This window comes from Inquilinus sp., assembly GCF_057815775.1.
On the sequence record NZ_JBYRFX010000361.1, the window covers coordinates 1 to 3,142 of the forward strand.

3 protein-coding genes are annotated in these 3,142 nt (G+C 71.2%); 1 reads left to right on the forward strand and 2 read right to left on the reverse strand.

From position 1 onward, the window contains the following. The coding region (locus AC3XYG_RS12970) for a LysR family transcriptional regulator (RefSeq protein ID WP_489140253.1) at nt 1-384 on the reverse strand (384 nt) is incomplete at its 3' end. Nucleotides 385-473: 89 nt separating this feature from the next. Here AC3XYG_RS12970 and AC3XYG_RS12975 point away from each other — a divergent pair. After that, complete coding sequence (locus AC3XYG_RS12975; protein WP_489140254.1) at nt 474-1,385, forward strand: DMT family transporter; 912 nt, start codon at nt 474-476, stop codon at nt 1,383-1,385. A 7-nt stretch (nt 1,386-1,392) separates the two neighbouring features. Here AC3XYG_RS12975 and AC3XYG_RS12980 read toward each other — a convergent pair. After that, nucleotides 1,393-3,142: NAD(P)-binding protein (locus tag AC3XYG_RS12980; RefSeq protein WP_489140255.1), on the reverse strand; the 1,750-nt coding region annotated here is incomplete at its 5' end.

The window sequence follows — 3,142 nt, forward strand, 5'->3', positions numbered from 1 at the left end:
CAGCGGCGGGTCGCCCTGCTCCAGCGCCGCCATCCGCTCGAACAGCCACAGCTTGGCGAAGCTCGACACCACGCTGATCCGCACCACCTCCGACCCGCGCCGCTGGCGCCAGCGATCGGCGGCGGCGTCGATCAGCTGGAATGCCGCCTCCACCCGCCCGAGGAAGCGCTGGCCGTCCAGGGTGGGGCGCACCCCGCGGCCATGGCGCTCGAACAGGCGCAGCCCCAGCCAGGCTTCGACCGCGGCGACGCGCCGGCTGACCGCGCCATGGGTCAGCCCCAGCGCCTCCGCCGCGGCGCTGAAGGAGGCATGACGGGCGACGACGCACACGGTGTCGAGACCGTCCAGCGGCGGGCGTTCCGGGCGCGGCGAGCTGTGATCCATTCTCACAGCTCGCTCTCGATCGGTGCCATATGTCAACAGGCCGGCGCATGCCAGAACGGGATGTCTCCGAATTGCCCAGGTGCCGCCCGATGCCCCGCGCCCCGCTTGCCCATGCCGCCGTGGCGGTGACCGTGCTGTCCTGGGCCTCGGCCTTCCCGGCGATCCGCCTGGCGCTGCGCGAGCTGGCGCCGACCCCGCTGGCCTCCGCCCGCTTCGCCGTCGCCGCGGTGCTGGTGCTGGGCTGGCTGGCCTGGCGCCGTCCGGCCTGGCCATCGCCGGCCGATGCGCTGCGCTTCGCCGCCTGCGGCCTGATCGGCATCGCCGCTTACAACATCCTATTGAACACCGGGGAGCGCAGCGTGGCGGCCGGCGCCGCCAGCTTCATCGTCAACACCGGCCCGATCATCACCGCCATCCTGGCCCTGCTGGTCCTGGGCGAACGCTTCGGCGGGCGCGGCTGGGCCGGCACGGTGGTCAGCTTCGCCGGCATCGCCCTGATCGCGTCGGGCCAGCCGGGCGGCCTGGCCTTCGGCGCCGGGGCCAGCCTGGTGGCGGGCGCTGCGCTGTGCATGGCGGTCTATGCCGTGATCCAGAAGCCGCTGATCGCCCGCTACGGCGCCCTGGCCTGCACCGCCTATACCCTGCTGTCCGGCGCGGTGCTGCTGTCGCCCTGGCTGCCGCAAGCCGCGGCCGAACTGCCGCAGGCCGGTGCCGCCACAGTCGCGGCGGTGATCGTGCTCGGCGTGCTGCCGGCGGCGATCGGCTATGCCACCTGGACCATCGCGCTGGGCCATTTCGGCGCGGCGCGGGCGGCAAATTTCCTGTACCTGGTGCCGCCGGTCGCCACCCTGCTCGCCGTGCCGCTGCTGGGCGAGGTGCCGGGACCGCAGACCCTGCTGGGCGGCGCCGTCGCGATCGCCGGCGTGGTCCTGGTCAACACAAGGGGCCGGGCGCGGCCACAGGGCCCGGCGGTGCCGCAACCCCTGTCCCGGGAGACCTGACGCCGGCCTACAGCCCGATCTTGTCGCGCGGCGGCCCGGGAAAATCGGCGAAGGCCGGGGCACTGTCCGGGGTGCCCAGCAGGTCGCGCACCGCCCGGGTCGCCTGGTCGATCGCGGAATGGGCATAGGCATAGGCGCCGGAATCGGAATTGGCGATCGCCACCCGGCCCCAGGGCTTGCGCGCCGCCACGATCGGCAGCGTCCCGTCCGGCCAGAACGCGTCCCAGGGCCGCATGTATTCATAGGCATAGCCGTGCGACCAGCGGTTGGCGGTGATCGCCGCGATGTCGCGCGCCGGATCGAAGCCGCCGCCGGACAGGGCCCGGCCGAGCAGGTCGCGGATCTCGCGCTCCATATCCGAGAAGGCCAGCTGAGTCAGCTGGATCCGGCCGGCCAGCGATTGTTCCCGCGACGACAGGCCGGGCTGCAGCGGCACCTTGCTGAGATGCAGCAGCACCGGGTCCTCCGGCTTGTCGGCGAAGCGGTAGCCGCCCATGCTGACCGGAAAGTCGATCTCCGCCCCCGACCAGAAATGCCCGGGCGCGTCGAAGCCCTCGATGCCCAGATTGGCGAAGGCGGTCCAGTTTCGGATCAGCACGTTGGTGTAGATCAGCGGCACCTTCTGCTGGTCCCGCAGCGCCGTCACCTGTGCCTCGGGCAGCTCGTCGGTCAGGAACGGGATCACCCGGTGCCAGCAGGCCAGCACGACGTGGCCGGCCTCGACGGTGCGCAGCTTGCCCCCCTGGACGTAGGAGATGTCCACGGACTTGGCCGCGGCCGGGTCGCCCTGGTGCTTCACCCGCACCACGGTCGAGTTCAGCCGGATCCGCGCCGGCTGGCCGTCGACATCGAGCGCACCATAGTCGACCGGCGCGAGGACCAGGTCTTCCATGCTGCTACCCGGCACCGCGGCCGGGACCAGCGCCCGCACCATCGCCCGGGCCACGCCAGCATTGCCGTCGGGGAAATGGTAGATGTATTCGTCCGGGTCGGTGCGGACCAGCCGGCCGCTGGGGCTCATCGTCGGATAGACGCCGCCACCCAGATCCATGCCGTCGAAGCCGGGATTGCCGTTGGCCCAGGCGTCGAGGCAGGTGGTGCCGTCGATGCCCACGCCGAAATAGCCCTCCGTCGAGCCCTGGTAGTAGGTCACCAGCTGCGGGTCGGCCTTGACCAGATCGGTCAGGAACTGGGCGTAGGTAGTCTGCGACAGCTGCTCCAGCTTCTGCGCCTGCGATAGGCCGGGCAGGTAGTCGGCCGGCGCGTCGATCAGGGCGATCAGGTCCTGCTTGGCCTTGTCGTTCAGCGGCGTCTGCGGCACCCAGTCGGCGGCGGCGTCGACCTTCTTCACCAGCGCATCGGCGCCGAAGGCCTCCTTCGGGAAGAACACGGCGCGGGACAGGTTGCGCTGCTCGGCCCAGCCCTGGTCGTAATAGGTTTCGAAGCGCTGCGGCTCGATGCCGATATCGGCCAGCAGTGCGTTGACCGCCGGGCTGAAATAGCTGGGCGTCTGCAGCGATTGCGACCCGCCATAGCCGATGATGCTGCGGCCATCCGCGCTGGTGAATTCGTTGCGCTTGGCGTGGCCGCCGAAATCGTCGATGGCATCGAGCACCAGGATGCGGGCGCCCGCCCCCGCCTGCTTGCGGTACTGGATCGCGGCGGCGAGGCCTGAGATGCCGCCGCCGACCACCACCAAATCATAGCGCTCGCCGGTCGGTTCCGGCGTCCCGGCCTTGTCCCAGAAGGTGCCGTCG

Bases quoted from the DNA above. Each gene is read 5' to 3' on its own strand.
- AC3XYG_RS12975 (WP_489140254.1), top strand. From the start codon at position 474: ATGCCCCGCGCCCCGCTTGCCCATGCCGCCGTGGCGGTGACCGTGCTG.